Source organism: Nocardioides caricicola, assembly GCF_039541135.1.
GTDB lineage: Bacteria > Actinomycetota > Actinomycetes > Propionibacteriales > Nocardioidaceae > Nocardioides > Nocardioides caricicola.
Map to the genome: position 1 here is coordinate 729,759 of NZ_BAABFQ010000003.1, position 24,794 is coordinate 754,552.

Below are 24,794 nucleotides of genomic sequence, written 5' to 3' on the forward strand. Positions count from 1 at the left end.
ATGGTGGTCCTTCCGAGGTTCGTCACTCGCTGCGGAGTGCGTCGATGGGGGTCAGTCGGGCCGCGCGGCTGGCGGGGTACACGCCGAAGCCGAGGCCGAGCGCGAGCGACGTGGCCAGCGCAGCCCCGGTCGCGAGCGCCGAGAGGGTGACGGGCTGGTCGATGAGCTCGGGGAGCACCCAGGAGCCGGCGACACCGATGAGCACACCGGCGACGCCGCCTGCGAGCCCGAGCATCGAGGCCTCGACCAGGAACTGCCGCCCGATCACGCGCGGGGTCGCACCGAGGGCCTTGCGCAGGCCGATCTCGCGGATCCGCTCGGTGACCGACACCAGCATGATGTTCATGACGCCGACCCCGCCGACCAGCAGCGAGATCGCCGCGACGCCGGTGAGGAGCACGGTGAGCGTCTCGTTGGTGGCGTTCGCGGTCTCGACCAGCGAGTCCTGGGTCGAGATGCTGAAGTCCGCCTCGGCTGTGGTCACGCCGTGCCGCGTGAGCAGCAGGCTCTGCACCTCCTGGTACGCCGCGGACAGCGTCTCGGCCGAGGTCGCCTCGACGTAGATCGTCGACACGGCCCCGTTCGTGGAGCCGCTCAGCGACTTCGCGGTGCTGATCGGCAGCACCGCCTGGTCGTCCTCCGACGTGCCGGTCGCGGACGCGCCGCTGGAGTCGAGCACGCCGATGACGGTGAGCTGGCGCCCACTGATCGAGACCGTCTGACCGACCGGGTTGCCGACCGCGAACAGCTCGCTGGCGGTGTCCGGCCCGAGCACGACCACATCGGCGCCCTCGGCCAGCTCGGCCCGGGTGAAGAAGCGCCCGGAGTCGAGCTCGCGGGTGCGCACGTCGAGCCAGCTCGGCGTCGTACCGACCACGGACGTCGTCCAGTTGGTGGTGCCCGCGGTGACCGCGGCCGACGTCGACGTGGTCGCGGCGACCGCCGCGGCGTCGGGGACGACGCTCTCGTCCCCGATCGCGGCGGCGTCGTCCAGGGTCAGCGTCGTCGCGGAGCCGAAGCCGCCGCGCATGCCGCCCGCGTCGGTGCTGCTGCCCGGCGAGACGATGAGCAGGTTGCTTCCCAGCGCGTCGATCTCGTCCTGGACCTCCTGCTGCGCCCCTTGCCCGAAGCCGACGGTGAGGATGACCGACGCGATGCCGATCACGATCCCGAGCATGGTGAGGATCGAGCGCATCCGGTGCGCCCGCACGGCCTCCAGGCCGGCGCGCACGGTCTCGAGCCAGTTCACGCGCTCACCTGGCCGTCACGGATGGTGAGGCGGCGCCCGGCCCGGGCGGCAACGTCGTGCTCGTGGGTGATCAGCACGATCGTGCGGCCGGTGGCGTGCAGCTCGTCGAGGAGGCCGAGGACGTCGGCGGTCGAGCGCGAGTCCAGGTTGCCGGTCGGCTCGTCGGCCAGGATGAGCGCCGGCTCGGTGACCAGGGCCCGGGCGACGGCGACCCGCTGCTGCTGCCCGCCGGACAGCTCGCCGGGCCGGTTGTCGACGCGGTCGCCGAGGCCGACGCGCTCCAGCGCCCGGAGCGCGCGGTCGCGGCGCTCGGAGCGCGGTACGCCGGCGTAGACCAGCGGAAGCTCGACGTTGCGCCAGGCCGGGAGGCTGGCCAGCAGGTTGAACTGCTGGAACACGAAGCCGATCCGGCGGTTGCGCACCTCGGCGAGCTGAGCCTCCGTCATCGCCGAGACGTCCTCGCCGGCGAGGTGGTAGCTGCCCTCGGTCGGGTTGTCGAGGCAGCCGAGGATGTTCATCAGCGTGGACTTGCCGGAGCCGGAGGGCCCCACGACGGCGACGAACTCGCCCTCGTCGATGCCGACGTCGATCCCGCAGAGCGCCTCGAACTCCATGCTGCCGCTGCGGTAGGTCTTGCGGATACCTGCGAGCTCGATGATCACTGGGGCGGTCCCATCTCGCTGAGGCCCGGGGGCAGCTGCCCACCGCCCGGGAAGACCAGGTCTTGGGGAGCCTCACCGCCGTCGTCGCCGCCGGTCGGCCGGGTGAAGCCCGGGACGACGACCTCGTCGCCCTCCTCGAGGCCCGCGGTGACCTCGGTGGACATGCCGTACGCGTCGCCGATCTCGACCTCGGTCCGCACCTCGTCGCCGTCGACGACCTTCGTGACGTACGTCGTCCCGTCCTCCGTGGTGAGCGCGCGGCTCGGAACGGTGAGGACGTCGGGGACCTGCTTGACGATGATCGACGCGGTCGCGGCGACCCCGGCGTACAGGTCCCGCTTCGTGCCGGTCACCTCGATCGTCACCGGGAAGACCGCCGCGCCGCTGTCGTTGGTCTGGGCGACCAGGCCGACCTCGGAGACCGTTCCGAAGACGGTCTCGTCCACGCCGGTCGCGGTGATCTCGGCCTGGAGCCCCTCCTTCAGCCGGTCGACGTCCTCGGCCGCGACGGTCGCGTCCACCACGAACGAGCGGGTCGAGACGATCGTGATGCTGCTGGTCGTGGTGGTGGTCGTGGTGGTCGTCGTGGTGCTCGTGTCGGTGGTCGGCGCGCTCGAGCTGGAGCCGACGCTGTCGCCCCTGCTGATCCCCACGCTGGTGACCGTGCCGGCCACGCTCGCCCGCAGGGTCGCGTCCTCGACCGCCTGCCGGGCCTCGGCGAGCGTGGCGCGCGCCGAGACCACGGTGGCCTGGTCGGCCGCGAGCTGCACGTCGCTCGCGCCGCTGTCCTCGTCGTCGTCGAGCTGGGTGAGCGCGGCGTCCAGCGAGCTCGCGGCGGCGGCGCGGGCGGCGACCAGCGCGTCGCTGTCGACGACCGCGAGGACGGCACCCCTCGCGACCCGGTCACCCTCCTCGACCGCGACCCGGGTCACGGTGCCGGAGACCGCGAAGGTCTCGTCGGCGGTCCGTCGCGCCGCGATGGTGCCGTCGGCGGAGACGGTCTGCTGGATGGTCTGGCTGCCGACGGTCTCGGTCGTGCTGGTGGTCGTGTCGGAGCTGTCCCGTGCCATGAGCCACACGCCGCACCCGGCGGCGACCACGAGGACGAGTGGGAGGGCGAGCCAGGCGCGTCGCCGGCCGCGGAGTCGTTTCAACACGCATCGGACTGTGGTCGTCCGGGCTGTGCGCCCCGTGGGGCGGACCTGTGCGCCTCCTGTGTCAGAGGCCGGGAGCGCCCCAGACCGCAAGCCAGCGGCCCAGGTCCTGCTCGATCGGGAGCTCGCCGGTCAACGCGTCGCGCACCTGGATCTCGAGCATGTTGTCCCGCACCCGGTCGGCGCCGGGGCGCGGCGCGAAGGGATAGAACGTCGCCTGCTTGTAGAGGTAGACCAGCCCCACGCGGCGCCCCGTGTCGTCCACGAACGGCACCAGCGAGCAGAGCAGCCCGGGGCCGAAGCCCTGCGACTCCAGCGCCGTGTTCACCGCGTGCAGGTCCGTGCAGAGGCCGGAGACGTCGGCAGGGTCGTGCTGGTTCAGCAGCCAGGTGAAGCCGAACTCGTCCCGGGTCACCTGCACCGGCGGGGCGCCCGGGTCGGCGTCGAGGAGCGCGACCACCTCGTCCTGGGTCTGCTGGAACGCAGCGCCCGCGGCGGCGCGGTAGCAGACCGAGCCGGAGCCCGTCGGGCGCAGGCCGAGGGTGGTCTCCAGCGTGATCGCGGCGGTCGGGACCGCGAACAGCATGTCCAGCTTCGCCGGCTTCGGCCGGCTGCGCCCGGTGATGACGTCCCAGAGACCCATCAGGTGGGTCGGCCCAGCTCGGCCTGGATCCGTGCGAGCTGCTCGAGGCGCTGCTCCAGGGTGGGGTGCGTCGAGGTGAGCGTGCGGAGGGACACACCCCGGACGGCGGGCGCGATGAAGAACGCGTTCATCGCCTGGCTGGCGCGCAGGTCGCGGTCGGGGATCTGGTTCATCTCGCCGGTGATCTTCTGCAGCGCGGACGCGAGCGCGTGCGGCTTCATCGTGAGGTAGGCGCCGGCCCGGTCCGCGGACAGCTCGCGGTAGCGCGAGAGGAGCTTGAGCAGCAGGAAGCTGACGACGTACGTCACCAGGCTGATCACGAGCACCACGACCCAGGTCGGGGCGCCGTTGCTCTCGCGGCGCCCGCCGCCGAAGATCGCGCCCCACTGGGCGCCGCGGCTGAGCATCGCGGCGATGATGCCGGCGGACGAGGCGACGGTCATCACGAGCACGTCGCGGTGCGCGACGTGCGACAGCTCGTGGGCGAGGACTCCCTCGAGCTCCTCGGCGTCCAGGCGCCTGAGGATGCCGGTGGTGACGACCACGACGGAGCGGTTCGGCGAGCGACCGGTCGCGAAGGCGTTCGGCAGGTCGGTGTCGGCGATCCCGACCCTCGGCTTCGGCATGTCCGCGAGCGCGCAGAGCCGCTCGATCATGTCGTGCAGCTCGGGCGCCTGCTCCCGGCTCACCTCGCGGGCGCCCATCGCCTTCATCGCGACGGTGTCCGACTGGTACCACTGGAACCACACCAGGCCCAGGCCGATCACGCCGATGAACGGCGCCCAGGTGGGCGGCAGGATCGCGATCAGGATCGCGATCAGCCCGACGAACAGACCTCCGAGCAGGAACATCACCAGCGTCATGCGGGCGGTGAGTCCCTTGTCGCCGACGAATCGAGAACGTGCCATGTCCCGATTCTTGCCGAGGCCTGGTTATCAGGCCTGGTTGGGCTCTTCCTTCTCGGCGCCCTCGATGGCCTGCGGCGCCTGGTTGGCCTTGAGCGCCGCGAGCTGGGCCTCGACGTCGGCCTGGGAGCTCATCGCCTCGAGCTCGCGGGCGATGTCGTCACCGGGGCCGGTGCCGCTGAGGTCGTCGAGCGCACCGGAGGCCAGGAGCTCGTCGATGGCACCGGCGCGCGCCTGCATCTGAGCGGTCTTGTCCTCGGCGCGCTGGATCGCCGCCCCGACGTCGCCCATCTCGTCGCCGATGCCGGTCATCGCCTCGTTGATGCGGGTCTGCGCCTCGGCAGCCGTGTAGGTCGCCTTGATGGTCTCCTTGCGGGTCCGGAAGGCCTCGACCTTCGCCTGCAGCCGCTGCTGGGCGAGGGTGAGCTTCTCCTCCTCGGCCTGGAGCTGGGCGTGCTGCGTCTGGAGGTCGGAGATCTGGGTGGTCAGTCCGGACTTGCGGGTGAGGGCCTCGCGGGCGAGGTCCTCCCGCTCCATCGTGAGCGCCTTCTGCGCCTGGTCGGTGAGCTTCGCCGACTGCTGCTCGAGCTGGGCGATCTGGAGCTCCACCCGCTTGCGGCTGGTCGCGACGTCGGCGACGCCCTTGCGGACCTTCGTCAGCAGCTCGAGCTGGCGCTGGTAGCTGTAGTCCAGCGTCTCGCGGGGGTCTTCCGCCTTGTCGAGGACCTTGTTCGCCTTCGACTTGAAGATCATGGTGGTGCGCTGCCAGATTCCCATGTGCCCCAGCCTAGGCTCAAAAGCAAGCCGGGGCGATGAGCGCCGGTACTCTGGTGGGGACCGTCGTACTACTCGTGTGAGGCCCCAGGTTGTTCCGTCGTACCAAGTCCGAGCCCGCTCCCGTCGAGACCCCGGTGAAGGTGGGTGGCAAGGGTCGCCCGACGCCCACCCGTCGTGAGGCCGAGGCGGCCGCGCGGGCGCGTGCCAAGACGCCGCGCACCCGCAAGGAGATGGCCGCGGCGCAGCGGGCCGCCCGCACCCAGTCGAGCCAGAGCGTCCGTCAGGCGATGAAGACCGGTGACGAGAGGAACTACCCGGCACGCGACCGGGGCCCGGAGCGCCGGTTCATCCGCGACTACGTCGACGCGCGGTTCTCGCTGATCGAGCTGGTGATCCCGCTGCTGCTGGTGACCATGGTGCTCGGCTACTCCGGCAACGAGGGTCTGCGCAACATCGGCAACACCGTCCTGCTGGTGACCGTGCTGCTCGTCATCGTCGACATGGTGATGCTCCGCTTCCGGATCCGCCGCGAGCTGGCCCGCCGGTTCCCGGAGTCCTCGACCAAGGGCCAGACCTACTACGCGATCACCCGGGCGATGCAGATGAAGTTCATGCGGCTGCCCAAGGCGCAGGTCAAGATCGGGCAGCGACTGCCCGACAGCTACAAGTAGCGGCTACTTCATCAGGTCGCGCCGGCGTACCTGCTGGGTCTTCTCCGGGTCGCGCACCACGATCGGCTCGACCACCTCGTCGATCGCCTTCATCGTCGCCTCGTCGAGCCGGACGCCGGCGGCCCGCGCGTTGTCGGTGACCTGCTCGGGGCGGCTCGCGCCCACGATCGCGGCCGAGACGTTGGGGTTCTGCAGCACCCACGCGACCGCGAGCTGGGCCATGGTCAGGCCGGCCCCGTCGGCGATAGGCCGGAGCAGCTGGACCCGCTCGAGCACGTCGTCCTTCATCCAGCGGTCGATCATCCCGGCGCCGCCCTTGTCGTCGGTGGCGCGCGAGCCCTCCGGCAGCGGCTGACCCGGGACGTACTTGCCGGTCAGCACACCCTGGGCGATCGGCGAGAACACCACCTGGCCGATGCCGAGCTCCTCGGAGGCGGGCACGACCTCGGGCTCGATCACGCGCCAGAGGAGGTTGTACTGCGGCTGGTTCGACACGAACGGGATGCGCAGCTCGCGGGCCAGCCGGTGCCCCTCGCGGATCTGGTCGGCCCGCCACTCCGAGACGCCGATGTAGAGCGCCTTGCCCTGGCGGACCACGTCGGCGAACGCCTCCATCGTCTCCTCGAGCGGCGTCTCGTCGTCGTACCGGTGCGCCTGGTACAGGTCGACGTAGTCGGTCCCGAGCCGCTGCAGCGACCCGTCGATCGACTCCATGATGTGCTTGCGCGACAGGCCGTGGTCGTTGTGCGCGCCCGGACCGGTCGGCCAGTAGACCTTCGTGAAGATCTCCAGCCCCGCGCGCCGCTCCCCCTTCAGCGCCGTCCCGAGCACCGACTCCGCGCGCGTGTTCGCGTACACGTCGGCCGTGTCGAACGTCGTGATCCCCTCGTCCAGCGCCTGCCGCACGCACGCGACCGCCGCGTCCTCCTCGACCTGGGACCCGTGGGTCAACCAGTTGCCGTACGCGATCGCCGAGACCTTGAGGCCGCTGTTTCCGAGGTTGCGAATCTCCATGTCTGCGAGCCTAGTCAGCCCTGGGCAACGACGAACGTCCGCAGGCCGTCCGCGCAGCCGTCCGGGATCGACGCATCCTCCGGCGGACTGTCAGGTGCTCCGCCCCCCCGAGGGAGATCCAGTCGCCGTCGTCGTACGTCTCGTCGTGGTACGTCAGCGGCTCACCGGGCCGAGCAGCGACGTCGCGAGGATCGCCGCCGTCCACCTGCGTCGCGTGGCCATATCCCGACGATACGGTCGTGACGTGCCCGTCGCCGTCGTCGCCTACTCCACCGCGTGGCCCCTCCAGTTCGAGGAGATCGCACGCGACTTGCAGGCGGCGCTCGCCGGCGTGCCGTCGGCCGTTGTCGAGCACGTGGGCTCGACCGCCGTACCCGGCCTCGCCGCGAAGCCGATCCTCGACATCGACGTCATCGTCGACGACGTGCGTGGCGCGGTCGCTGCGCTCACATCTGTTGGCTACACGCATCGAGGAGACCTGGGCGTGGCCGACCGCGAGGCGTTCTTCGCACCCGACGACGACCCGCGACGGAACGTGTACGTCTGTCGCCGGGGCACGCTGCATGTCCGCAACCACCTCGCTGTCCGCGACGTGCTGCGCGCTCGCGACGACCTGCGCGACGAGTACGCCGCCGCGAAGCTCGCCCTGGCCGCCGACCCCGAGATGGACATCGACACCTACATCGCCGGGAAGTCCGCGGTGCTGCAGAAGGTGCTCGCGGTCGCCGACCTCACCCAGGACGAACGGCTGAAGATCCTGCGCCTGAACGATCCGCTCGGCGGCTGAGGTGACGTGCCTCTGGGGGAATCCCTGACGTTCTAGGCCAAAGTTTCGCCCCAGAACGTCAGGTTTCCCCGGCCCACCGGGGAAACCTGCGCCTGAACGATCCGCTCGACGGCTGAGAAGACGTGCCTCTAGGGGAATCCCTGACGTTCTAGGCCAAAGTTTCGCCCCAGAACGTCAGGTTTCCCCGGCCCACCGGGGAAACCTGCGCCCGAACGATCCCCTCGGCGGCTGAGGAGACGTGCCACCGGGGAATCCTGCGCCGGGCCGCGTCCGATGACTCACCCGTCGAAGTCGAGCACGACCTTCTCGGAGGTCGGGTGGGACTGGCAGGTGAGGACGTAGCCGCGCTCGATCTCGTCGGGCTCGAGGGCCCAGTTGGCGTCCATCGCAACCGTGCCCTCGACGAGACGCGCGCGGCAGGTGCCGCAGACGCCGCCCTTGCAGGCGAAGGGCAGGTCCGAGCGGACCGACATCGCGGCGTCGAGGACCGGGGCGCCGTCGGGGCGCAGGTCGAACGACGAGGAGCGTCCGTCGAGGCGGACGGTGACGCGCGCGGCGCCGTCGGCGGCGTCGGCGAGCGCGGCGACCGGAGCCCGCGGGACGGGGTCGGCGTGGAAGAGCTCGGTGTGCACGCGGTCGGCGGGGACGCCGGCGCCGAGCAACGTCGAGCGCAGCTCCACCACCAGCTGCTGGGGCCCGCAGAGGAACCACTGGTCCACCTCGGAGGGCGGGACCAGCGTGGCGAGGATCCGCGACAGCCGAGGGCCGTCCAGCCGGCCTGACAGCAGCTCGACCTCCTGCTCCTCGCGGGACAGCACGTGGACGATCTGGAACCGCGCCGGGTAGCGGTCCTTGAGGTCGTGCACCTCGTCGAGGAACATCACCGAGCGGTGCGTGCGGTTCGCGTAGATCAGCGTGACCGAGGAGCCCGGCTCGCCCTCGAGCACCGCGGCGAGGATCGACAGCACCGGCGTGATGCCGGAGCCGGCCGCGATCGCGACGTACGAACGGCGGGCGGTGGGGTCGAGGTCGACCGTGAACCGACCGGCCGGCGTCATCACGTCCAACGCGTCGCCGACGACCAGCCGCGAGACGACGCCCTCGCTGAACGCGCCTCCGGGCAGCCGCTTCACGCCGATGCGCAGCACGCCGGAGGACGGGGACGTGCACAGCGAGTACGACCGGCGCACGTCATCCCCGCCGCGGATCGACAGGTGCTGGCCGGGCAGGAACTCGAACTCCGAGGCGAGCGACGGCGGGACCTCGAAGGTCAGCGCGACCGCGTCGTCGGTGAGCTCGTCGATCGCTGCGACGCGCAGCGAGTGGAACGTCGCGGACATCCTCAGATGGCCTTGAAGTGGTCGAACGGCTCGCGGCACTCGCGGCACACCCACAGCGACTTGCACGCCGTCGAGCCGAAGCGGCTCGACTCGCGGGTGTCGAGCGACCCGCACTGCGGGCACTTCACCGACAGCGCGAGTGACACCGGCCCGGGCGGCGCTACGCCGTACGCCGCGAGCTTGGCCTTCGCCTCCGCGGTCATCCAGTCGGTCGTCCACGCGGGCGACAGCACGAACTCGACGTCGACGCGCTGGTAGCCCGCCTGGGTCAGCGCCTCGACGAGGTCCTCGCTGATCGTCTCCATCGCCGGGCAGCCGGAGTACGTCGGGGTGATCTGGACGTGCACGCGTCCCTGGTCGTCCTCGGTGACCTCGCGCAGGATCCCGAGGTCGGCGATGGTCACGACCGGGAGCTCCGGGTCGGGGATGTCGGCGGCGATCTTCCACGCGGTGGTCACCAGGTCGCCCCCGGGTGTGACCGGTGCAGGTGCTGCATCTCCGCGAGCAGGTAGCCGAGGTGCTCCGTGTGCAGCCCGCGCCGGCCGCCCCCGACGACAGGCGCGACCTCGGGTACGGCGAGCGTCGCCTCGGCCACCACCTGCTCGATCCGGGCCAGCACGTCCGCCCGCAGCTCCGGGGCTCCCTCGAACAGCTCGTCGAGGTAGGGCCACTCGGCATCGAGCGCCGCCTGCATCCGCGCGTGCGACTCGTCGGTGCCGTCGCCGAGCCGGATCACCCACTGCGAGGCGTGGTCGAGGTGGTACGACACCTCCTTGACCGCCTTGCCGGCGATCCCGGCCAGCGTCGGGTCCGACGACACCGCCAGCGCGGCGTACAGCTCGGACTGCCAGGCGGAGAACAGGAGCAGCCGCGCCATCGTCACGCCGAAGTCGGTCTGCGGCCGCTCCACCAGCCACACGTTGCGGAACTCACGGTCGTCGCGCAGGTAGGCGAGGTCGTCCTCGGTGCGGTCGAGGAACGTCCCGGCGTACGACAGCAGGGAGCGCGCCTGGCCGAGCTGGTCGAGCCCGATGTTGGCGAGCGCGAGGTCCTCCTCGAGCTGCGGCGCCCGGCTGATCCACCAGCCCATCCGCTGGGCGGAGACCAGGGCGTCGTCGGCGAGGCCGAGGACGTAGTCGACGGAGGTCATAGATGGTCCACCCCGTCCGGGACGTCGTAGAACGTCGGGTGCCGATACACCTTGTCGGCGGCCGGCTCGAAGAACGCGTCACGGTCCCCCGGGTCCGACGCCACGATCTCGGCCGACGGCAGCACCCAGATCGACACGCCCTCCTGGCGCCGGGTGTAGACGTCGCGCGCGTTGCGCAGCGCCATCTCCGCGTCCGGCGCGTGCAGGGAGCCGACGTGCACGTGCGACAGCCCCCGGCGCGAGCGCACGAAGACCTCCCAGAGCGGCCAGTCCCTCATGCCACGGCCTCTGCCGAGCGCTTCGCGGCGCTCTGCTTGGCCGCATAGGCCGACGCGGCCTCGCGGACCCACGCGCCGTCCTCGTGCGCCTGCACCCGGTGCGCCATCCGCTCGGCGTTGCAGGGCCCGTTGCCCTTGATGACCTCGAACAGCTCGGTGAAGTCGACGGCGCCGAAGTCGTAGTGACCGCGCTCCTCGTTCCACCGGATCTCCGGGTCGGGCAGCGTCAGGCCGAGCACCTCGGCCTGCGGAACCGTCATGTCGACGAAACGCTGCCGCAGGTCGTCGTTCGAGAACCGCTTGATCCCCCACGCCATCGACTGCGCGGAGTTCGGCGAGTCGTCGTCGGGCGGGCCGAACATCATCAGCGACGGCCACCAGTACCGGTCGACGGCGTCCTGCGCCATCGCCTTCTGCGCGGGCGTGCCGTGCGACAGCGTGTGCAGGATCTCGAAGCCCTGCCGCTGGTGGAACGACTCCTCCTTGCAGACCCGCACCATCGCGCGGGCGTACGGCCCGTACGAGCAGCGGCACAGCGGCACCTGGTTGACGATCGCGGCGCCGTCGACCAGCCACCCGATCGCGCCGACGTCGGCCCAGGTCAGCGTCGGGTAGTTGAAGATCGAGGAGTACTTCTGCCGGCCGGTGTGCAGCTGGTCGAGCAGGTCCTCGCGGTCGACTCCGAGCGTCTCGGCGGCGGCGTACAGGTAGAGCCCGTGCCCGGCCTCGTCCTGCACCTTCGCCATGAGGATCGCCTTGCGGCGCAGGCTGGGCGCCCGGCTGATCCAGTTCCCCTCCGGCTGCATCCCGATGATCTCGGAGTGCGCGTGCTGGGCGATCTGGCGCACGAGCGTGCGGCGGTACGCGTCGGGCATCTCGTCGCGGGGCTCGACGCGGCCGTCCTCGGCCAGCAGTTCCTCGAAGGGCACGCTCGCACGCTACCACTGGTTGTTACAGTCCGACGCGCCGTGCGCTGAGATTTGTAACAGTGCGAGGATGCGTCTCATGAGTGGACCGAGCGCCGACGTCTCCGTGCGCGTGGCCTGGGCCGACGACGCCCCCGCGATCGCCGACCTCCAGCTCCGCGCCTGGCGGGAGATGTACGCCGGCGTCGTACCGGCGGACGCCCTGCCCACCGACGTCGCGGCGGCCACCGAGGCGTGGCGCGCGTCGTTCCAGGCACCCAAGGACGCGCGCAACCGGGTGCTCGTCGCGCTCGAGCGCAACCGCGTGGTGGGCTTCGCGATGACGACCCCGGCCTCGGACCCCGACTGCGACCCGGTCGCCGACGCCGAGCTCATGGAGCTCACCGTCGACCCGGCCGAGCGCGGCCGCGGTCACGGCTCGCGGCTGCTCCAGGCGGCGGCGGAGACCATGCAGTCGGACCGGTTCTCCCGCGCCGTGCTGTGGGCGATGGCGAGCGACGACGCGCTGCGGGAGTTCCTCACCGGCGCCGGCTGGGCGCCGGACACCGCGCACCGCGAGCTGGACCTCGACGGCGAGGGCACGACGCTCGTCAAGCAGATCCGCCTCCACACAGCGCTCTCCTAGGCGGCACCTCTTGAAATCACGGGAATTGGGGGGACAGTTGATCTCGTGATCGGACCACTGCCGAGGCTGCACCGACTGCTCGTCGTCGCTGTCGCGCTCATCGTCGCCATCGCGTCGGGTGCCTGGGTCGCCCACTTCAGCCCCCTCCCCGTCGCCGCAGCCGCCGGCGCCATGTGGGGCTTCCTCGCCGGCGTCGTCCTGGCGTACGTCCTCGTCCACGACTTCCACTCCCACGCGGACGCCGTCCGGGTCCGCCGGCACTAATCTCGGGGCGTGACCGCCGCTCCGCTGCCCGACCAGGAGCGGCGCGGGATCGTCCGCGACAGCCTCGGCGTGGGCGTGGCCACCGGGGCGTACGGCGTCAGTTTCGGCGCGGTGTCGGTGGCCGCCGGCCTGTCCGTCTGGCAGACCTGCGCCCTGTCGCTGCTCGTGTTCACGGGCGCGAGCCAGTTCGCTCTGGTCGGCGTCGTCGCCGCCGGCGGCGCGCCGCTGTCCGGCGCCCTGACCGCGTTGCTGCTCGGCACCCGGAACACGCTCTACGGGCTGCGTCTGGCGCCGCTGCTCGACTGGCACGGCGCCCGCCGGGCCGCGGCCGCGCACGTGCTGATCGACGAGTCGACCGCGATGTCGGTGACCCGGGAGTCCCGTGCTGCGGCCCGTCTCGGGTTCCTCGTCACGGGGGTCTCGATCTTCGTGCTGTGGAACCTCGCAACCCTGGCCGGCGCCCTGGCCGGGAACGCGCTCGGCGACCCGCGCCAGTACGGCCTGGACGCCGCCGTCGGCGCCGCCTTCCTCGCGCTGCTGTGGCCGCGGCTGCACAAGCGCAGCAACCAGCTCGTGGCGGTCGCGGCCGCCGCGGTCGCGCTCGGCGTCGTACCGATCGTGCCGGCCGGGGTGCCCGTGCTCGCCGCGGCCGGCGTCGCGCTGCTCGCCGGGGTGCTCATGAAGGAGCCCGTCCGATGATGTGGACGGCGGTGATCGTGAGCGCGGTCGGCTGCTACCTGCTCAAGCTGGCGGGCCTGTCGGTGCCGCCGCGGATCCTCGAGCGCCCCCTCGTCGAACGGGTGGCCGACCTGATCCCGGTCGCGCTGTTGTCCGCACTGGTGGCCGTGCAGGTGTTCTCCAGCGGCCACGAGCTGGTGCTCGACGCGCGCGCCCTGGGACTGGGCGTCGCCGTCGTGCTGCTGCTCCTCCGAGCACCGTTCCTGGTGGTCGTCTTCGGAGCGGCGCTCGTGGCCGCGGGAGCCCGCTACTTCCTCTAGTTGACGCTCACCGCGCTCCACGCGGCGGCCACGGTGCTCTGCTGGGCACTGCCCGCGCCGTACAGGTCACGAGCGGCGTTCAGCGTCGCGGTGCGCGCGCCGGCGTAGTTCGTGCTCGACGTCATGTAGACCGTGAGCGCGCGGTACCAGATCGCGGCCGCTGCGGTGCGGCCGATGCCCGTGACCGCCGAGCCGTTGCAGGTCGGGCTGTTGTGCGCGACGCCGCCGATGGTCTTCGCGCCGGAGCCCTCGGCGAGCAGGTAGAAGAAGTGGTTGCCGATCCCCGAGGAGTAGTGGACGTCGGCGTTGCCGGCGCCGGAGGTCCAGCAGTTCAGCGAGCTGCCGTCCGAGGCGGGGTTGTCCATGCGCCGCAGGCCGGTGTGGTTCTTGAGGTCGAACTCCTCGCCGATCAGGTAGTCACCCGCGTCGTTGGTGTTGTTCGCGTAGAACTCGACCATCGTGCCGAAGATGTCGGAGGTCGCCTCGTTGAGGCCGCCGGACTCACCGGAGTAGGTGAGGTTCGCGGTGTTCTCCGTGACGCCGTGCGACATCTCGTGGCCGGCCACGTCGAGCGAGACCAGCGGGCCGTAGTTGACGCCGTCGCCGTCGCCGTACGTCATCTTGGTGCCGTCCCAGAACGCGTTGACGTAGTTCTTGCCGTAGTGCACGCGGTTGTAGGAGCCGGTGCCGTTGCCGAAGATGCCGTTCCGGCCGAACGTGGACTTGTAGTAGTCCCACGTGACGTTCGTGCCGTACTGCGCGTCGACCGCCGCCGATTCGCGGCTGCTGGTGGCGCCGTTGCCGAACGACGTGTCGGGGCTCGTGAACAGCGTGCCGGTCTTGCAGTTGAAGCCGAACAGCTGGCAGCCGAGCGAGTCCGTCGCGTTGTTGAGGTCGGTCGTGTACGTGTTGCCGCGGGTCGGGTCCTTGAGCTGGTACGTCGACCCCGACTGGGTCAGCTGCAACGGCACGGTGCCGGAGTAGAGCGACTGGCCGGAGCCGTCGACGTTCTGGATCTGCTGCTCGCGTCGGATGACCTTGCCGGTGACGGCGTCGACGTACGTCGCGAGGCGGCTCGGGGTGCCGTCGGCCTGCTTGCCGCCGGTCACGACCTCCCACGCGAGGCGGGCGGTGCCGGAGGTGGCGTCGACGACCAGCCGCGTGGACCTCGCCGCGCGGACGACCTTCTCGCTGGCCGCAGCCTTGCTCACGACCGGCGACGTGGAGACCCGGATCGCCTCGTCGAGGGTCTCGCTGACGCTCTTGAGCGCGCCCTGGGCGTTCTCGTGCGCGACGAGGTCGCCACCGAGGACGGGGAGGCCGCGGTAGAGGCGCTCCATCCGCACGTGGGTGGCGCCGTTCGGGTCGGTGATCGTGTCGGTGACCCGGTAGGTCGTGGCGGCGCTGTCGCCGTAGGGGTTGGTGGACGGTGCGGCACCGCTGCCGGAAGGGGTCATGCCGACGACGGTGAGAGCGAGAACCGCCGCCGTGGCGACGCCCGAGATTCTGCGCATGTGCTGGTCCTTCGTGATGGGTGGGAGGCTCCGAGGCAACGGAGCCATGCCCACCTCAACGACGGGGACCGATTCCGGCTACCCCCGCATTCCTGCAATGCAGGAACGTGAAGGACCGGAGATCGTGCGGCCGATCAGTCCAGATCGAGGAAGTGCTCCAGGCCGACGGTCAGACCCGGGTGGTCGGCGATCGCCCGCAGCCCGGCCAGCACCCCGGGCGTGAACGACGCGCGGTCGAGCGAGTCGTGCCGGATCGTGAGCGTCTCCCCCACACCGCCGAGGATGACCTCCTGGTGGGCCACCAGGCCGCGCACCCGCAGGCCGTGCACGTGGATGCCGTCGACCACAGCGCCGCGAGCGCCGTCGAGGCCCGTGGACGTCGCGTCCGGGACCGGCCCGACGCCGGCCTCGCGGCGGGCGGCGGCGATCAGCTCCGCCGTACGGCGCGCGGTGCCGGAGGGCGCGTCGGCCTTGGTCGGGTGGTGCAGCTCGACCACCTCGACCGACTCGTAGAACGGCGCCGCCGCGGCGGCGAAGCGCATCATCAAGATCGCGCCGATCGAGAAGTTCGGCGCGATCAGCACGCCGGTGCTCGGTGCGCCGGCGAGCCAGCCGCGCAGCGTGTCGAGCCGGGCATCGTCGAACCCGGTCGTGCCGACGACCGCGTGGATGCCGTGGTCGATGCAGAACTCGAGGTTGTCCATGACGACGTCGGGGTGGGTGAAGTCCACGACCGCCTGGGCTCCGGCGCTCACGAGGGCGTCGATGTCGTCGTCGGCGTCGACCGCCGCGACCAGCTCGAAGCCGTCCGCTTCCTCCACCGCCCGGCAGACCTCGGACCCGACCTTGCCCCGCGCCCCGAGGACGCCGACTCGCATGTCACTCACGACGGTCAACCTATCTGGCAGTCTTGCCCCATGGCGCTGCAGACCATTCCGCCGAGAATCCGCTGGGCGGTGGACGTGATGGACGTTCAACCCAACGATCACGTGCTGGAGATCGGCTGCGGACCGGGTGCCGGTGCCGAGCTGATCTGCCAGAAGCTCGAGTCGGGGAAGCTGTTCGCGATCGACCGCTCCGAGTCGGGCGTCGACCGGACCAAGCGACGCTGTGCGCAGTACGTCGAGTCCGGCCGGCTGACCGTGCGCCAGATCGACCTGGCCACCCTGCGGGTGCCGGTCAAGCGGCTGAACAAGGTGTTCGCGTTCAACGTGAACCTGTTCTGGGTGCGCGACTGCGCCGAGGAGGTCGCGCTGCTGCACGAGCGGGTCGTGCCCGGGGGCGCGGTGTACCTCTTCTACGACGCCCACCAGCGCGAGCTGGTCCCGAACATCGTGAAGAAGGGCTCGGCCGCGCTGCAGGGCGGGGGCTTCCGGGTCTCGGTCATCGAGCAGAAGGCGCCGGCCGTCGTCGGACTGATCGGCCGACGTTAGATTATTTCCTTAACTCTTCTTGCATTAGGCTATTCCCTAATCTAGTCTGGATGCAGGAAGGAGCCTGATGGACGCCCCCACCCGGATCGTGCTCACCGTCGACCAGCGCGGCAGCCGCCGCGCCGCCGACCGCATCCCGGACGCGCTCACGGCCCTGGCCGACGTGCCCCTGCTCCTGGCGTTCGAGCGCACCGTCGGCGACGAGTTCCAGGGCGTCCTCGACGACCCGGAGGCGCTCACCCGCGTCGTCGAGACGCTGCTGCGCGACGGCGACTGGAACATCGGCATCGGCGTCGGGACCATCGACGCCCCCCTGCCCGACCACGCTCGCGCCGGCCGCGGGACTGCGTACCTGCAGGCGCGCGACGCGGTCACCGCGGCCAAGAACAGCCCGTGGCGGCTCCGCGTCTTCGGCGAGCACCCCGCCGCCCGCGCCCTCGAGACCACGCTGTGGCTGTGGGCCGCGGTGCTCGCGCGACGTACCCCTGGAGGGTGGGAGGTCGCCGACCTCGTCGAGCGCGAGGGCCTGGCCTACGTCGAGGTCGCGCAGCGGCTCGGGATCGGGCAGTCTGCGGTCAGCCAGCGCGCACAGGCGGCGGGGATCGTCGAGGGGCGACGCGCCCGCGAGCTGGCCACCGACCTGACTCGCTGCCTGCTGGGGAGGGAAGCATCGTGACCGCAGAGAACTGGGGCGCGCTGACGCTCGTGCTGCTCGGTTTCGGCATCGCCGCCGGGCTGGTCGCGTGGACCTCCTCCACCGCGCGCCGGGTGTTCGCGCCCGCCGCGCTGCTGATGCTGGTCGCCGCGGCGGTCGTCGCCGCCGCGCCCCCGTCGGTGGTGGTCGACGACGACGCGGTCGTCGCGCTGGTGGCGCTCGCCGGCGTGCTCGCGGTCGCCGGCGGCGGCCCGATCGCCGCCCTCGTCTTCGACCTCGTCGACCGGCGCGAGCCGGACGGGGAGACGATGCGCGAGGCCGCCCACGTGCTGCGCGGCGGCGCCTGGATCGGCGGGCTCGAGCGGATCGCGGTGTACGCCGCGATCGTCGCCGGGTGGCCCGAGGGCCTGGCGATCGTGCTCGGTGTGAAGAGCCTGGCGCGCTACCCCGAGCTGCGCACGCCCGGCACCGCCGAGCGGTTCATCATCGGCACGTTCGTCAGCGTGCTGTGGGCCGCTGGCTGCGCCGGCGTCGTGCTGCTGGTGCGCTAGTGGCGCGGCCGCGGCGGCACCTCGTCACCACGTGCCTGCTCGGGCTCGTGATCCTCGGGCTCGTCGGCGTGCTCGCCGTGAACGTGCTGCTCGGGTCGGTGCTGCGCCAGCTCAGCAACGGGCGCCTGGAGGGCGCCGACTACTGGACCAGCGAGCCCGAGATCCTGTCCGCCGGGATGGGCTTCGACAACATCATCGGGCTGCCCGCGACCGACGAGGAGGCGGTCCGCGAGGCCGGCGGCGCCTGGAGCCCCGAGTGCGAGACGACGTCCGCGGCCTCGGTCACGACCGTCGAGCGGGCCTACGTCGGCTCCGGCGTCGACCACGACGACGGGCTGCCCGTCGTGTTCAGCTGGCCGGTCGCGACCGAGACCGTCGACCCCGCCGACTTCCGGTTCACGCTGAACACCGGCGACACCGTCGTCGCCCACGCCGCCGGGATGAACCCGAACTGGGAGAACGGCGAGCGCAACACCGTCGTGCTGTTCGGCGACTTCGGCAACCGGCTCCCGAGCAGCGACCCCGACGCGGTCTTCCCGGTGCGGCTCGAGATCGTCGAGGACGACACTCCCCTGCTGCTGGTCGGCCCCGAGGGCGAGGTGGACGCTGTCGGGCTGACCTGGACCACGCAGACCTCGCCGTACGACGCAGGCCCGGTGCTGGTCGGCGCCAAGCTCAACCGGGTCGGGGACGAGGCGGTCGGCGAGGGCGGTGTGACGCTGCTGGAGCGCTCCGGCGTCCTGCCGAACGACGAGCTCGCCCTGTACGACGAGCACGACTTCCGGCTGCGGGTCCTCACGTCCGGCGGGTTCTCGCCCGACGGGGTGACCGGGCTGCAGCCCGACATGTTCGAGGACTTCTTCCGCATCCGCGCCGGCGACGTCGTCCTGGACGAGGTCGGGGTCGACTACCAGGTGGCCGGCGGCACGCTGCGCGTCGTCGGGCTCTCCGACCTCGGTCAGCGTCAGGACTCCTACGACGCCTGCTACCTCGAGGACCGCGACAACTACATCGACATCGTCCTGGCCGGCGACGAGGCCGCCGCCCGCAGCATCACCGCGGTCGAGATCCCGGCGCTCGAGGGCGGCTACTCCGCGTTCTACAACCCGGGCGGCCCCGGACCCGCGCCGTTCGACGGCGTCACCTACACCGCGCCCGGTCCCCCGGACCTGGAGCCGGTGACGATCGCACTCGACGACCCGATGCGGGTGAGCCGGGACGCCACGGCGAACGGCATGCTACTGCCGATCGCGACGGTCGTCGCGGCGGCCGTCGGCGGGCTGGCGCTGGTGTGGCTGTTCTGGATCAGGCCTCGCGGCGGACGCGGATCGTCGGGCTGACGTCGGACCGGCAGCCGGGCTTGCCGGCGACCTTGGCGAAGAAGCGGCCCTCGGTGCCGGTGTTGCCGGTCGACCAGACGTACCGCCCGCCCTGGAGGTCGGTGGTGTCGCTCGCCCAGAGGTGGGGCTCGCCGTCGACGAGCTTGTAGACCTTCACGGTCCGGTCCGCCGCGCACCGCGCGGGGCGGGTGCTCTTGACGACGCCGGACATGTCGGTGCCCTCGGCGGTGATCGTCACGGTGACGTCGGCCTTGGGCACCGCGGCGTCCGCGACGGACATCCCCGGCGCCGTGGCGAGCCCCGAGGAGGCGAGCGCGACGGCGAGCGGCTTGGACAGCGACCTGACGTGCATGGTGTTCCTTCCCGAGACGTACCTCGTCCCTCGACACCACAGGAGCGCCACCTCCCCCACTGGATACGTCGGCGTCGATACGCTGCCCCGGTGCCGCCGACCACGACCCGCCGCGCACGCATCGCCCGCCGCCGCAAGCGTCGGCTCGACAGCGTGGTCAACGACCTCACCGACGCGCAGTGGGCCGCGATCCAGGCCGCCTGGGGCGGCTGCGCCTACTGCGGGCGGACCGACCAGGCGCTCCAGCGCGACTGCGTGCTCGCGATCTCGCGCGGCGGGCGCTACACGCTCGAGAACGTCGTACCGGCCTGCCGGTCGTGCAACACCAGCAAGTGCAACGACGAGGTCACCGCGTGGATGCGGCGCAGGCGCCTCGACGAGCGGGCGTTCCTCGAGCGGTACGTCGAGGTACGTCGGCGGCTCCTGCCAGGCTGACCCCGTGGGTGGATGCACGATCGCGGACTTCTTCGAGCTGGTCGACCAGCTGCCCGACGTCGCCCGGACCGACCACGAGCGGTACTGGCGGGTGGCGGTCGGGACGCGGACGTTCGGCTACCTGTGGGAGCCGACCCGGACCGTCGGGCTGAAGCAGACGATCGCCGAGCAGCTCGCGCTGGTGGCCGAGCGGCCCGAGACGTTCGAGGTCCAGTTCACCACCGGCGGGTTCGGCTGGGTCGTGGTGCGGCTCGAGGGCGTCGAGCGCGACGAGCTCGCCGAGCTCACCTTCGAGGCGTGGCGGCTGACCGCGCCTGCCATGCTGGTCACCGAGCGTGGCGAGCGTCTCCCCGGCTAGGAGTATCTGAATGCAACCTTCTCGGTCCTGGATGCGTATGACCAGCATGCGAAAGACCACTGCAGCCGCCGTCGCCCTGTCGACCGCCGCCCTCACCTTCGGAATCTCCGGCACGGCGCACGCCGAGCAGTACGGGATCGACGACCCCGACGACACCACCCACGGCGTCGACGTCTTGTCGATGACGGTCCGCAACGGGAAGTCCAACGTCAACGTCATCACGACCCACGACGACCTGCGTCGTGCCCCGTCGTCCGCCGCCGGCGGCTCGATCTTCATCGACACCGTCAAGGGCGACAAGGGACCGGAGTACGTCTTCGTCGGCGGGTTCTTCGAGGGCACCGACTACACCCTGCTCGAGACCGAGGGCTTCTCGCAGGAGAGCTACGGCGAGCCCGTCGAGAACGGCGACTACGTCATGCGGATCGACTACCGCAACGACGAGGTCCGGGTCCGGATGTCGCGCGCCGCCCTCGGCAACCCGGGTGCCGTCCGCGTGGTCATGCGCGCCGCCGGACCGTCGGGCGCCGTCGACTGGGTGAGCGAGAAGCGCGAGTTCTCGCCCTGGATCAGCCGGGGCTGAGCCCGGGCTAGGCGGGGCCGACCACCGCGAGGATCTCGGGCCGCGAGAACACCAGGGCCGCGACGTCGCGGACCTCCTCGACGGTCACGGCGTCGATACGGCGGATGACCTCGTCGATGCTGAGCAGCTCGTCGTGCACCAGCTCGGCCTTGCCGAGCCTCGACATCCGCGACCCGGAGTCCTCGAGACCGAGCACCAGGCCGCCGCGGAGCATGCCCTTGCCCCGGGCGAGCTCCTCGGCGGTGATGCCGGACTGCGCGACCTTGGCCAGCTCCTCACGCACCACGGCGAGGACGTCGTCGAGCTTCGACGGCAGGCAGCCGACCGAGACGCCGACCAGGCCGGAGTCGGCGTGGTGGGAGGCGAAGGAGAACACCGAGTACGCCAGGCCGCGGTGCTCGCGCACCTCCTGGAACAGCCGGCTCGACGTACCCCCGCCGAGCGCGGTGTTCAGGACGCCGAGGGCGAAACGACGCTCGTCGTCGCGGACCAGGCCCTCCATGCCGAGCACCAGGTTCACCTGCTCGAACGGGCGGGTCGCGGTGACGAGCCCGGATGCGACCCGCTTGCGCGGACCGCGCCGCGGCGGGATCGGGGTGGCCTCGCCGGCCAACCAGTCGTTGCGGGCGAACGCCTTCTTGACCTGTCGGACGAGCGTGGCGTGGTCGATGTTGCCGGCGGCGGCGATCACCAGGTTCGCCGGTCGGTAGTGGCGCCGGTAGAACCGCAGGATCTGGGCGCGGGTGAGCGCCCCGATGGACGCATGCGTGCCGGCGATCGGGCGACCGAGCGGCGTGTCACCCCAGGCCTGCTCCGCGAACAGGTTGTGCACGACGTCGTCCGGGTCGTCGTCGTGCATCGCGATCTCGTCGAGGATCACGTCACGCTCGGCCTCGACGTCCTCGGCGTGGATCGTCGACGCGGTGATCATGTCGCCGAGGACGTCCACCGCGAGCGGCAGGTCCTCGTCGAGGACCCGCGCGTGGAAGCAGGTGTACTCCTTGGCCGTGAAGGCGTTGAACTCACCGCCGACCGCGTCCAGCGCGATCGAGATGTCCAGCGCCGAGCGCTCGGTGGTGCCCTTGAACAGCAGGTGCTCGAGGAAGTGCGACGCGCCGTGCAGCGCCGGGGACTCGTCGCGCGAGCCCACGCCCACCCAGACCCCGATGCTGGCCGAGCGGACGCCGGCGAGCTGCTCGGTGATGATGCGCAGCCCGGAGGGCAGGACGGTACGCCGCACCCGCGAGGTCACCTGGCCGTCGGCGTCCTTGGTGGTCTGCACGGTGCGCGTCCCCGGAGAAGGCGATGACCCGCCCGACCTGGTGGCCGGGCGGGTCATCGCAGGTGAAGCGTTGGTCACTCGGAGTCGTCCGCACCCTCGGCGTCGGAGCCACCCTCGGCGTCCTCGACCACCGGGACGAGCGACAGCTTGCCGCGGTCGTCGATCTCGGCGATCTGGACCTGGACCTTCTGGCCCACGGCCAGGACGTCCTCGACGGCGTCGACGCGCTTGCCGCCGGCCAGGGAGCGCAGCTTGCTGATGTGCAGCAGGCCGTCCTTGCCGGGCATGAGCGAGACGAACGCACCGAAGTTGGTCGTCTTCACGACCGTGCCGAGGTAGCGCTCGCCGACCTCGGGCATCGTCGGGTTCGCGATCGCGTTGACGGCGTCCTTGGCCGCCTGGGCCGCCTCGCCGTTCGTGGCACCGATGTAGATGGTGCCGTCGTCCTCGATCGAGATCGACGCGTCGGTGTCGTCCTGGATCTGGTTGATGATCTTGCCCTTCGGACCGATCACCTCGCCGATCTTGTCGACCGGGATCTTGATGGTGATGATCCGCGGAGCGTGGATCGACATCTCCTCGGGCTCGTCGATGGCCTCGGCCATGACGTCGAGGATCGCCAGCCGGGCGTCCTTGGCCTGGGTCAGCGCCGCGGCGAGGACCTCGGCCGGGATGCCGTCGAGCTTCGTGTCGAGCTGCAGCGCCGTGACGAACTCGCGGGTGCCGGCGACCTTGAAGTCCATGTCACCGAACGCGTCCTCGGCGCCGAGGATGTCGGTCAGCGCGACGTACTGCGTCTCGCCGTCGATCTCGCCGGAGACGAGTCCCATCGCGATGCCCGCGACCGACGCCTTCAGCGGGACGCCAGCCTGCAGCAGCGACAGCGTCGAGGCGCAGACCGAGCCCATCGAGGTCGAGCCGTTGGAGCCCATCGCCTCGGACAGCTGGCGGATGGCGTAGGGGAACTGCTCACGGTCCGGGAGCACCGGCAGGAGCGCGCGACGGGCGAGCGCACCGTGGCCGACCTCGCGGCGCTTCGGCGAGCCGACGCGACCGGTCTCGCCGGTCGAGAACGGCGGGAAGATGTACTTGTGCATGTAGCGCCGGTGGGTCTCCGGCGACAGCGTGTCGAGCTGCTGCTCCATCTTCAGCATGTCCAGCGTGGTGACACCCAGGATCTGGGTCTCGCCGCGCTCGAACAGCGCGGAGCCGTGGACGCGCGGAAGGACGCCGACCTCGGCGTGCAGCGGCCGGATGTCGGCCAGGCCGCGGCCGTCGATGCGGACCTTGTCGCGCAGGATGCTCTCGCGCACGACCGCCTTGTTGACCGAGCGGAACGCCGCGCCGATCTCCTTCTCGCGACCCTCGAACTGCGCACCGAGCTTCTCCAGGACCTCGGCCTTGAGCTCGTCGGTGCGGTCGTTGCGCTCGGTCTTGTCGGCGATCTTCATCGCGGCGGCGAGCTCGGCCTTGACGGCGGACTCGACGGCGGAGAAGACGTCGTCCTCGTAATCGAGGAAGACCGGGAAGTCCTGCACCGGCTTGGCAGCGACGTTGGCCAGCTCCTGCTGGGCCTGGCACAGCTGCTTGATGAACGGCTTGGCCGCGTCGAGGCCGCCGGCGACGATCTCCTCGGTCGGGGCCTGCGCGCCGTTCTGGACCTTCGTGAACGACGTCTCGGTGGCCTCGGCCTCGACCATCATGATCGCGACGTCACCGGTCTCGGTGACGCGACCCGCGACCACCATGTCGAAGACGGCGTCCTCGAGCTGGGAGTGGGTCGGGAACGCGACCCACTGGTTGTCGATCAGGGCGACGCGGACACCGCCGACCGGGCCGGAGAACGGCAGGCCGGAGAGCTGGGTCGAGAGCGACGCGGCGTTGATCGCGAGCACGTCGTAGGGGTGGTCGGGGTTGAGCGCCATCACGGTGATGACGACCTGGACCTCGTTGCGCAGGCCCTTCTTGAACGTCGGGCGCAGCGGGCGGTCGATCAGGCGGCAGGCCAGGATCGCGTCCTCGCCCGGGCGACCCTCGGAGCGGAAGAACGAGCCGGGGATCTTGCCCGCGGCGTACATCCGCTCCTCGACGTCGATCGTCAGCGGGAAGAAGTCGAAGTGGTCCTTGGGCTGCTTGCCGGCCGTGGTGGCCGACAGGAGCATGGTGTCGTCGTCGAGGTAGGCGGTCACCGCACCGGCGGCCTGGCGGGCGAGGAGCCCGGTCTCGAACTTGACGGTACGGGTGCCGAACTTGCCGTTGTCGAGAACGGCCTCCACGGCGGAGATGACGGGTTCAGTCAAGGGTTGTCCCTGTTCTGCTCGCGGAGCGATCCCCCTGTGTGTCCCGCGTGCCGCGAGGGCCGGTCTTCGATCGAGGCCCGCAGATCTGAACGTCCCACCGAGTGGGTCGGGATGCTGAGGGCCACTACCGAGGACCGAGCCAGAACGGGCGGGTCGCTCCTGTGGTGGTTTTCAGTTGTCGAATCTAGCGCTGTCGTGCTGCCCAGAGAAAGGCGGCACGGATAAACAGGAAGGGCCCACCGAAGTGGGCCCTTCCGTTTCAGCGGCGGAGGCCGAGACGCTCGACGATCGAGCGGTAGCGCTCGATCTCGGTCTTCTGCAGGTAGTTGAGAAGACGGCGGCGCTGGCCGACGAGCAGCAGCAGGCCACGACGGCTGTGGTGGTCGTGCTTGTGCTGCTTGAGGTGCTCGGTGAGGTGGCTGATGCGGTGGCTCAGCAGCGCGATCTGCACCTCGGGCGAACCGGTGTCGCCCTCGGACGTGCCGTACTCAGCGATGATCTTCTTCTTGGTCTCCGCGTCGGTACCGATCGACATGCGGGCTCCTTCC

Annotated in this window: 31 protein-coding genes; 13 read left to right on the plus strand and 18 right to left on the minus strand. The window is 71.0% G+C overall.

Annotated features, from left to right (window positions below; translation table 11 throughout):
- Positions 1-22: 22 nt before the first annotated feature.
- From ABD875_RS05305 to ABD875_RS05330, 6 genes are all read right to left on the minus strand, one after another.
- Positions 23-1,249 (minus strand): ABC transporter permease, encoded by a 1,227-nt coding sequence (locus tag ABD875_RS05305; protein ID WP_345171939.1) that lies wholly within the window; start codon positions 1,247-1,249, stop codon positions 23-25.
- Positions 1,246-1,863 carry an ABC transporter ATP-binding protein gene (locus ABD875_RS05310; RefSeq protein WP_345172687.1) on the minus strand — a complete coding sequence of 206 codons (618 nt, stop codon included), beginning with the start codon at positions 1,861-1,863 and terminating at the stop codon, positions 1,246-1,248. The genes ABD875_RS05305 and ABD875_RS05310 overlap by 4 nt, the downstream gene beginning before the upstream one ends.
- A 44-nt stretch (positions 1,864-1,907) precedes the next feature.
- A complete protein-coding gene (locus tag ABD875_RS05315) occupies positions 1,908-3,068 on the minus strand; it encodes an efflux RND transporter periplasmic adaptor subunit (RefSeq protein WP_345171941.1) in 1,161 nt (386 codons plus the stop codon).
- Between the two features lie 61 nt (positions 3,069-3,129).
- Entirely contained in the window at positions 3,130-3,708 is a 579-nt protein-coding gene (pspAB, locus tag ABD875_RS05320; RefSeq protein WP_345171943.1) for a PspA-associated protein PspAB, read from the minus strand.
- Positions 3,708-4,616: a zinc metalloprotease HtpX gene (htpX, locus tag ABD875_RS05325; protein ID WP_345171945.1), complete on the minus strand. Its 909-nt coding sequence runs from the start codon at positions 4,614-4,616 to the stop codon at positions 3,708-3,710. Before htpX ends, pspAB begins: the two co-directional genes overlap by 1 nt.
- A gap of 27 nt (positions 4,617-4,643) precedes the next feature.
- Complete coding sequence (locus ABD875_RS05330; RefSeq protein WP_345171947.1) at positions 4,644-5,390, minus strand: PspA/IM30 family protein; 747 nt, start codon at positions 5,388-5,390, stop codon at positions 4,644-4,646.
- Between the two features lie 89 nt (positions 5,391-5,479).
- Here ABD875_RS05330 and ABD875_RS05335 point away from each other — a divergent pair, with 89 nt between their 5' ends.
- Complete coding sequence (locus ABD875_RS05335) at positions 5,480-6,061, plus strand: DUF3043 domain-containing protein (RefSeq protein WP_345171949.1); 582 nt, start codon at positions 5,480-5,482, stop codon at positions 6,059-6,061.
- Between the two features lie 3 nt (positions 6,062-6,064).
- Here the strand turns inward: ABD875_RS05335 and ABD875_RS05340 are convergent, their stop codons facing one another.
- Positions 6,065-7,075 (minus strand): aldo/keto reductase family protein, encoded by a 1,011-nt coding sequence (locus ABD875_RS05340; RefSeq protein WP_345171951.1) that lies wholly within the window; start codon positions 7,073-7,075, stop codon positions 6,065-6,067.
- Between the two features lie 244 nt (positions 7,076-7,319).
- Between ABD875_RS05340 and ABD875_RS05345 the strand changes: the two genes are divergently transcribed.
- A complete protein-coding gene (locus ABD875_RS05345; protein ID WP_345171953.1) occupies positions 7,320-7,862 on the plus strand; it encodes a GrpB family protein in 543 nt (180 codons plus the stop codon).
- A 278-nt stretch (positions 7,863-8,140) separates the two neighbouring features.
- On the opposite strand, the gene paaE is transcribed toward ABD875_RS05345, so the two are convergent.
- The 5 genes from paaE to paaA are packed head-to-tail and all read right to left on the minus strand — an operon-like array spanning position 8,141 to position 11,559.
- On the minus strand, positions 8,141-9,202 hold the full coding sequence (paaE, locus tag ABD875_RS05350) for a 1,2-phenylacetyl-CoA epoxidase subunit PaaE (RefSeq protein ID WP_345171955.1): 1,062 nt from the start codon (positions 9,200-9,202) through the stop codon (positions 8,141-8,143).
- Between the two features lie 2 nt (positions 9,203-9,204).
- Entirely contained in the window at positions 9,205-9,660 is a 456-nt protein-coding gene (gene paaD / locus ABD875_RS05355) for a 1,2-phenylacetyl-CoA epoxidase subunit PaaD (RefSeq protein WP_345171957.1), read from the minus strand.
- Positions 9,657-10,352, minus strand: coding sequence for a 1,2-phenylacetyl-CoA epoxidase subunit PaaC (gene paaC, locus ABD875_RS05360; protein WP_345171959.1), 696 nt, complete (start codon positions 10,350-10,352; stop codon positions 9,657-9,659). Before paaC ends, paaD begins: the two co-directional genes overlap by 4 nt.
- A complete protein-coding gene (gene paaB / locus ABD875_RS05365; protein WP_345171961.1) occupies positions 10,349-10,630 on the minus strand; it encodes a 1,2-phenylacetyl-CoA epoxidase subunit PaaB in 282 nt (93 codons plus the stop codon). Before paaB ends, paaC begins: the two co-directional genes overlap by 4 nt.
- Positions 10,627-11,559 carry a 1,2-phenylacetyl-CoA epoxidase subunit PaaA gene (gene paaA / locus ABD875_RS05370; protein WP_345171963.1) on the minus strand — a complete coding sequence of 311 codons (933 nt, stop codon included), beginning with the start codon at positions 11,557-11,559 and terminating at the stop codon, positions 10,627-10,629. The genes paaB and paaA overlap by 4 nt, the downstream gene beginning before the upstream one ends.
- 76 nt (positions 11,560-11,635) lie before the next feature.
- Between paaA and ABD875_RS05375 the strand changes: the two genes are divergently transcribed.
- From ABD875_RS05375 to ABD875_RS05390, 4 genes are read left to right on the plus strand one after another with little or no spacing between them, the layout of a single operon-like run.
- Positions 11,636-12,181 carry a GNAT family N-acetyltransferase gene (locus ABD875_RS05375; RefSeq protein ID WP_345171965.1) on the plus strand — a complete coding sequence of 182 codons (546 nt, stop codon included), beginning with the start codon at positions 11,636-11,638 and terminating at the stop codon, positions 12,179-12,181.
- Positions 12,182-12,226: 45 nt separating this feature from the next.
- Positions 12,227-12,445 carry a hypothetical protein gene (locus ABD875_RS05380; RefSeq protein ID WP_345171968.1) on the plus strand — a complete coding sequence of 73 codons (219 nt, stop codon included), beginning with the start codon at positions 12,227-12,229 and terminating at the stop codon, positions 12,443-12,445.
- Between the two features lie 9 nt (positions 12,446-12,454).
- Positions 12,455-13,144, plus strand: a complete 690-nt coding sequence (locus ABD875_RS05385; protein ID WP_345171971.1) for an AzlC family ABC transporter permease — start codon at positions 12,455-12,457, stop codon at positions 13,142-13,144.
- The gene (locus ABD875_RS05390) at positions 13,141-13,443 is read left to right on the plus strand and encodes an AzlD domain-containing protein (RefSeq protein ID WP_345171973.1); all 303 of its coding nucleotides are present in this window, start codon (positions 13,141-13,143) and stop codon (positions 13,441-13,443) included. The genes ABD875_RS05385 and ABD875_RS05390 overlap by 4 nt, the downstream gene beginning before the upstream one ends.
- Here the strand turns inward: ABD875_RS05390 and ABD875_RS05395 are convergent.
- Together ABD875_RS05395 and dapB are read right to left on the minus strand one after the other, a co-directional pair.
- On the minus strand, positions 13,440-14,957 hold the full coding sequence (locus ABD875_RS05395; protein ID WP_345171975.1) for a M4 family metallopeptidase: 1,518 nt from the start codon (positions 14,955-14,957) through the stop codon (positions 13,440-13,442). The two genes, ABD875_RS05390 and ABD875_RS05395, sit on opposite strands and share 4 nt — an antisense overlap.
- Positions 14,958-15,091: 134 nt before the next feature.
- Complete coding sequence (dapB, locus tag ABD875_RS05400) at positions 15,092-15,835, minus strand: 4-hydroxy-tetrahydrodipicolinate reductase (protein ID WP_345172689.1); 744 nt, start codon at positions 15,833-15,835, stop codon at positions 15,092-15,094.
- Between the two features lie 39 nt (positions 15,836-15,874).
- Between dapB and ABD875_RS05405 the strand changes: the two genes are divergently transcribed.
- The 4 genes from ABD875_RS05405 (at position 15,875) to ABD875_RS05420 (ending at position 18,936) form a co-directional block, all read left to right on the plus strand.
- Positions 15,875-16,390, plus strand: a complete 516-nt coding sequence (locus ABD875_RS05405) for a class I SAM-dependent methyltransferase (protein ID WP_345171978.1) — start codon at positions 15,875-15,877, stop codon at positions 16,388-16,390.
- A gap of 67 nt (positions 16,391-16,457) precedes the next feature.
- Entirely contained in the window at positions 16,458-17,066 is a 609-nt protein-coding gene (locus ABD875_RS05410; protein WP_345171981.1) for a transposase, read from the plus strand.
- Complete coding sequence (locus tag ABD875_RS05415; protein ID WP_345171983.1) at positions 17,063-17,596, plus strand: hypothetical protein; 534 nt, start codon at positions 17,063-17,065, stop codon at positions 17,594-17,596. Before ABD875_RS05410 ends, ABD875_RS05415 begins: the two co-directional genes overlap by 4 nt.
- Entirely contained in the window at positions 17,596-18,936 is a 1,341-nt protein-coding gene (locus ABD875_RS05420; RefSeq protein WP_345171985.1) for a hypothetical protein, read from the plus strand. Before ABD875_RS05415 ends, ABD875_RS05420 begins: the two co-directional genes overlap by 1 nt.
- On the opposite strand, the gene ABD875_RS05425 is transcribed toward ABD875_RS05420, so the two are convergent.
- On the minus strand, positions 18,902-19,288 hold the full coding sequence (locus ABD875_RS05425; protein ID WP_345171987.1) for a hypothetical protein: 387 nt from the start codon (positions 19,286-19,288) through the stop codon (positions 18,902-18,904). The two genes, ABD875_RS05420 and ABD875_RS05425, sit on opposite strands and share 35 nt — an antisense overlap.
- A gap of 90 nt (positions 19,289-19,378) precedes the next feature.
- Here ABD875_RS05425 and ABD875_RS05430 point away from each other — a divergent pair, with 90 nt between their 5' ends.
- From ABD875_RS05430 to ABD875_RS05440, 3 genes are read left to right on the plus strand one after another with little or no spacing between them, the layout of a single operon-like run.
- Positions 19,379-19,723, plus strand: coding sequence for an HNH endonuclease (locus ABD875_RS05430; protein ID WP_345171989.1), 345 nt, complete (start codon positions 19,379-19,381; stop codon positions 19,721-19,723).
- Positions 19,724-19,727: 4 nt separating this feature from the next.
- Entirely contained in the window at positions 19,728-20,081 is a 354-nt protein-coding gene (locus ABD875_RS05435; protein WP_345171991.1) for an MmcQ/YjbR family DNA-binding protein, read from the plus strand.
- A 46-nt stretch (positions 20,082-20,127) separates the two neighbouring features.
- A complete protein-coding gene (locus tag ABD875_RS05440; RefSeq protein ID WP_345171993.1) occupies positions 20,128-20,664 on the plus strand; it encodes a hypothetical protein in 537 nt (178 codons plus the stop codon).
- 7 nt (positions 20,665-20,671) lie between these two features.
- On the opposite strand, the gene ABD875_RS05445 is transcribed toward ABD875_RS05440, so the two are convergent.
- From ABD875_RS05445 to rpsO, 3 genes are all read right to left on the minus strand, one after another.
- Positions 20,672-21,946, minus strand: coding sequence for a M16 family metallopeptidase (locus ABD875_RS05445; RefSeq protein WP_345171995.1), 1,275 nt, complete (start codon positions 21,944-21,946; stop codon positions 20,672-20,674).
- A gap of 74 nt (positions 21,947-22,020) precedes the next feature.
- Positions 22,021-24,246 carry a polyribonucleotide nucleotidyltransferase gene (locus ABD875_RS05450; RefSeq protein ID WP_345171997.1) on the minus strand — a complete coding sequence of 742 codons (2,226 nt, stop codon included), beginning with the start codon at positions 24,244-24,246 and terminating at the stop codon, positions 22,021-22,023.
- Positions 24,247-24,505: 259 nt separating this feature from the next.
- Positions 24,506-24,781, minus strand: a complete 276-nt coding sequence (gene rpsO, locus ABD875_RS05455) for a 30S ribosomal protein S15 (RefSeq protein WP_345171999.1) — start codon at positions 24,779-24,781, stop codon at positions 24,506-24,508.
- Between the last annotated feature and the right edge of the window lie 13 nt (positions 24,782-24,794).

Bases quoted from the DNA above. Each gene is read 5' to 3' on its own strand.
- ABD875_RS05310 (WP_345172687.1), bottom strand. From the start codon at position 1,863: ATGGAGTTCGAGGCGCTCTGCGGGATCGACGTCGGCATCGACGAGGGC.
- pspAB (WP_345171943.1), bottom strand. From the start codon at position 3,708: ATGGGTCTCTGGGACGTCATCACCGGGCGCAGCCGGCCGAAGCCGGCG.
- htpX (WP_345171945.1), bottom strand. From the start codon at position 4,616: ATGGCACGTTCTCGATTCGTCGGCGACAAGGGACTCACCGCCCGCATG.
- ABD875_RS05330 (WP_345171947.1), bottom strand. From the start codon at position 5,390: ATGGGAATCTGGCAGCGCACCACCATGATCTTCAAGTCGAAGGCGAAC.
- ABD875_RS05340 (WP_345171951.1), bottom strand. From the start codon at position 7,075: ATGGAGATTCGCAACCTCGGAAACAGCGGCCTCAAGGTCTCGGCGATC.
- paaE (WP_345171955.1), bottom strand. From the start codon at position 9,202: ATGTCCGCGACGTTCCACTCGCTGCGCGTCGCAGCGATCGACGAGCTC.
- paaC (WP_345171959.1), bottom strand. From the start codon at position 10,352: ATGACCTCCGTCGACTACGTCCTCGGCCTCGCCGACGACGCCCTGGTC.
- paaB (WP_345171961.1), bottom strand. From the start codon at position 10,630: ATGAGGGACTGGCCGCTCTGGGAGGTCTTCGTGCGCTCGCGCCGGGGG.
- ABD875_RS05375 (WP_345171965.1), top strand. From the start codon at position 11,636: ATGAGTGGACCGAGCGCCGACGTCTCCGTGCGCGTGGCCTGGGCCGAC.
- ABD875_RS05390 (WP_345171973.1), top strand. From the start codon at position 13,141: ATGATGTGGACGGCGGTGATCGTGAGCGCGGTCGGCTGCTACCTGCTC.
- ABD875_RS05395 (WP_345171975.1), bottom strand. From the start codon at position 14,957: ATGCGCAGAATCTCGGGCGTCGCCACGGCGGCGGTTCTCGCTCTCACC.
- dapB (WP_345172689.1), bottom strand. From the start codon at position 15,835: ATGCGAGTCGGCGTCCTCGGGGCGCGGGGCAAGGTCGGGTCCGAGGTC.
- ABD875_RS05405 (WP_345171978.1), top strand. From the start codon at position 15,875: ATGGCGCTGCAGACCATTCCGCCGAGAATCCGCTGGGCGGTGGACGTG.
- ABD875_RS05410 (WP_345171981.1), top strand. From the start codon at position 16,458: ATGGACGCCCCCACCCGGATCGTGCTCACCGTCGACCAGCGCGGCAGC.
- ABD875_RS05425 (WP_345171987.1), bottom strand. From the start codon at position 19,288: ATGCACGTCAGGTCGCTGTCCAAGCCGCTCGCCGTCGCGCTCGCCTCC.
- ABD875_RS05440 (WP_345171993.1), top strand. From the start codon at position 20,128: ATGCGAAAGACCACTGCAGCCGCCGTCGCCCTGTCGACCGCCGCCCTC.
- rpsO (WP_345171999.1), bottom strand. From the start codon at position 24,781: ATGTCGATCGGTACCGACGCGGAGACCAAGAAGAAGATCATCGCTGAG.